This window comes from Mycobacterium sp., from assembly GCF_050701675.1.
Taxonomy (GTDB): Bacteria; Actinomycetota; Actinomycetes; order Mycobacteriales; family Mycobacteriaceae; genus Mycobacterium.
The window spans coordinates 1-4,215 of record NZ_JBOGDD010001043.1 but is presented as its reverse complement, the minus strand read 5'-3'; the positions used below and the strand labels follow the sequence as shown (position 1 = coordinate 4,215).

At 68.3% G+C, this 4,215-nt stretch carries 2 protein-coding genes; both read left to right on the top strand.

Annotation, left to right across the window (positions count from 1 at the left end):
* Nucleotides 1–1,815: UPF0182 family protein (locus ACRDUX_RS31995; protein WP_526420059.1), on the top strand; the 1,815-nt coding region annotated here is incomplete at its 5' end.
* Nucleotides 1,816–1,832: 17 nt separating this feature from the next.
* On the top strand, nt 1,833–4,215 hold a 2,383-nt coding region (locus tag ACRDUX_RS31990), incomplete at its 3' end, for an ATP-binding protein (protein ID WP_526420058.1).

The window sequence follows — 4,215 nt, the reverse complement described above, 5'->3', positions numbered from 1 at the left end:
GCGATCGACCGCTACAACGGCCGTGACGGGAATCTGCGCGACTACGTGGTCGCGGCAAGGGAACTCAACCCGGACCGGTTGATCGAGAACCAGCGGGACTGGATCAACCGCCACACCGTCTACACGCACGGCAACGGTTTCATCGCATCGCCGGCCAACACCGTGCGCGGCGTCGCGAACGACCCGAACCAGAACGGCGGCTACCCCGAGTTCCTGGCGAGTGTCGTCGGCGCCAACGGCAGCGTCGTGCAGCCGGGCCCGGCACCGCTGGATCAGCCGCGCATCTACTACGGTCCGGTCATCGCCAACACGGCGGAGGACTACGCGATCGTCGGCAAGAACGGCACCGACCGCGAGTACGACTACGAGACCAACACCGACACGAAGAACTACACCTACACCGGTACCGGCGGCGTCCCGGTCGGGAACTGGTTGGCGCGCAGTGTGTTCGCTGCCAAGTTCGCCGAACGGAACTTCCTGTTCTCCAACGTGATCGGCGACAACAGCAAGATATTGTTCAACCGCGATCCGGCGAAGCGTGTCGAGGCGGTCGCGCCGTGGCTGACCACGGACACCAGCGTGTACCCGGCGATCGTCAACAAGAAGATGGTGTGGATCGTCGACGGGTACACCACCCTCGACAACTACCCCTACTCGGAGTTGACGTCGCTCTCGTCGGCGACCGCCGACTCGAACGAGGTGGCGCTGAACCGGTTGCAGCTCGACAAGCAGGTGTCCTACATCCGCAACTCGGTCAAGGCCACCGTCGACGCCTACGACGGCACCGTCACGCTCTACGCGCAGGATGAGACCGACCCCGTGCTCAAGGCGTGGGAGTCGGTCTTCCCCGGCACCGTCAAGCCGAAGAGCGACATCTCACCGGAGTTGCAGGAGCACCTGCGCTACCCCGAGGACCTGTTCAAGGTGCAGCGCGCGCTGCTGGCCAAGTACCACGTCAACGATCCGGTGACGTTCTTCTCGACGTCGGACTTCTGGGACGTGCCGCTCGACCCGAACCCGACGGCAAGCAGTTTCCAGCCGCCGTACTACATCGTCGCGAAGGACATTGCGGCCAACGACAGTTCGGCGTCCTTCCAGCTGACCAGCGCGATGAACAGATTCCGTCGCGACTTCCTGGCCGCCTACATCAGTGCCAGTTCGGATCCGGCGACGTACGGCAAGATCACCGTGCTCACGATCCCCGGCCAGGTGAACGGTCCCAAGCTCGCCTTCAACGCGATCAGCACCGACACGGCGGTGAGCCAGGACCTCGGCGTCATCGGCAGGGACAACCAGAACCGGATCCGCTGGGGCAATCTGCTGACGCTGCCGGTGGCTCAGGGCGGCCTGCTCTACGTGGCACCGGTGTACGCCTCGCCGGGAGCCAGTGATGCGGCGTCGTCCTACCCCCGGTTGATTCGTGTCGCGATGCTGTACAACGACAAGGTCGGCTACGGCCCCACCGTCAGTGACGCGCTGGACGAGTTGTTCGGCCCAGGCGCAGGAGCCACTGCGACCGGTCCCGCTCCGACGATTCTTCCCAACGGTCAGCCGCCGCCAGCCGCTAGTGCGACGCCGGCCGGTCAGCCGCAGGCCACGCCGCCGCCCAATTCCCAAGGCCTGGCCCCCGAGGTCCCGGTGGCGGTGCCTGGTGGAGCCTCGCAGCTGACGGCAGCGAAGGCCGCTGCGCTGCAACAGGTTCAAACGGCGTTGGACGCGATGCAACAGGCTCAGCAGGGCGGAAACTTCGCCGAGTACGGTCAGGCCTTGCAGAACCTGGACGACGCGATGAACAAGTACCGGGAGACCAAGTAGTCCATTAGAGTCCTCAGGTGCATTACCGGTTGCTGGGGCCGCTGCAGGTCGTGCGGATCGAGCCGGCTGGCACCGAGGTACAGGTCGACGTCGGGCCGCCGAAGCAGCGCGCGGTGCTGGCCGCGCTGCTGCTGGCGCGCGGTCGCGTGGTCTCCGTCGATCGTCTGGTCGACGCGGTCTGGGGCGACGACGTTCCCGGCAGTGCGACGGCCAGCCTCCAGGCGTACGTCTCCAACCTGCGCAGGGCGCTGCGCGACGGTGGTTCGGCGTCACCGATCGTGCGGCAGTCACCGGGTTACTACCTCGAGACAGGGCCTGACGACGTCGACCTGAGCGTGTTCTCGGCGGCAGCGGCGAGGGCGACAGCGGCCGTCGAGGCACAGCGTTGGGACGCGGCACTGGCCGCCACTGACGCCGCAATGGCGTTGTGGCGCGGTGAATTTTTGGAAGACCTGCGCGACGAGCACTGGGTCACGTCCGAGGCGACGCTCGTCGAGGAGATGCGGCGGGATTGCCTGGACAACCGAATCAGCGCGCTGCTGGCACTCGGCCGGTCGTCAGCTGCGCTCGCGACGGCCGCGCAATTGAGCGCGGCGGACCCGCTGTCGGACCGCGGCTGCTGGTTGCACGTGCTCGCGCTGTACCGGTCGGGCCGCACGTCTGACGCACTCGATGCGTACGCGCGACATGCCAGGATGCTCGACGACGAGCTCGGCTTGGCGCCCGGCGCCGAACTGCGCGACTTGCAGACCGCCGTCCTTCGGCAGGCAACCGAGCTCGCCGCGTGGCCGAGGCAGCCCGGATGGACCGGAGCGGTCGAGGTGGCGACGCCGACGGGACACGCCGCTGCGATGGCGCCGGTCGCCGCGACGCCGCGGGTCGAACTCGTCGGCCGAAGTCGCGAATTGAGCATCGTAGCAAGCGTTCTCGCGGATGTGTCGAGAGGTTCGACCCGGTGGCTGGTGTTGTCCGGTCCGCCAGGCATCGGCAAGACCAGGCTGGCCGAGGAGGCGGCTGCGCGGGCCGGACTCGACGGCCGAGTCGTGTGGATCAGCTGTCCGGACGAGACGACCACTCCGCCGTGGTGGCCGATGCGCCAGCTGATCCGAGCGCTCGGCGCCGATGCCGACGAGGTACTACAGGTGCCGTCGCATGCCGATCCCGACACCGCGAGATTTCAAGTGTACGAACGTATTCAGCAGCTGCTCGAGTCGGCGCAAGAGTTGAAGGCGGTGGTCGTCGACGACGCCCAGTGGGCCGACTCGGCGTCGACGAGTGCGCTGGCCTACATCGCAGGCGCGTTGCGGCAGCACCCGCTCGCCGTCGTCGTCACCGTGCGTGACGGGGAGCGCACCCCGGAATTGCGCCGTCTGCTGGCAACGGTGGCCCGTGGGACCAGCAACCGTCACGTCGAAGTGCCCGCGCTGTCGCCGCGGGACGTGTCCGATCTGGTGAGCCAGGTCGCCGACGACGTCGTCACCGAGGCCGAGGCGGCAACGTTGGCCGAAAGGACCGGCGGCAACCCGTTCTTCGTGTGCGAGTACGCGCGGCTGCCTCGCGACGAGCGCCTCGGCAACGGCATCCCCGTCGCCGTGAAGTCGGTCCTGGACCGTCGGCTCGCGGGCCTCGACCCCGCGGTGCTGCAGATGCTGCGCACCGCGGCGGTCATCGGCGACGCCGTCGACGTCCCCGTGCTGACCAACGCCACCCGGTTGGACGTCGACACGCTCGCGGACTATCTCGACGAGGCAGCTGACGAGCGCATCGTGGTGACGTCGCACACCGGCGACGGGTATGTCTTCGCGCACGGCCTCTTGCGCGAGCACTTGGTGGCGAGCATGCCTGCGCTTCGCCGACAACGCCTGCACGCCAAGGTCGCCGAGGTGCTGGCAGAGGGCGGGGGAGCCGACGCGCTGACGCGTAGGGCTCAACACCTGGTGGCGGCGCAGCCGTTGGTCGAACCCCACGTCGTGGTCGATGCCTGTCGACGAGCCGCCGAAGAGGCGACCCAGCGGTGGAGTTCGGACATCGCAGCGATCTGGTGGCAGGCCGCATTGGACGCCTACGACCGCCTGCCCGTGACCGCGCGCGACGATGCGGAGCGTGACGCCCTGACCGTCGCGATGCTCGAGGCGCACTCCAGGGCCGGTCGTGGCCGGCTGGTGCTCGGGACGGTCGAGCGCTACCTCGGCGAGGCGTTGCGGGCCGGTCGAACCGCGACCGCGGGTCGAGTGGCGAGCGCGCTGTTGCGAGCCAGCGGCGGTTGGCCGTGGTTGGCGCCCGGCGAGGACCCCGGTGATCTCCTGGTGCTGCTGGAGCGCTCTGCCGATGTCGCCGACCGGGACGCATGTGCGGGGGCGCGCGTCCTGGCCGCCCTTGCCGTGGGGCACTGCTACAACC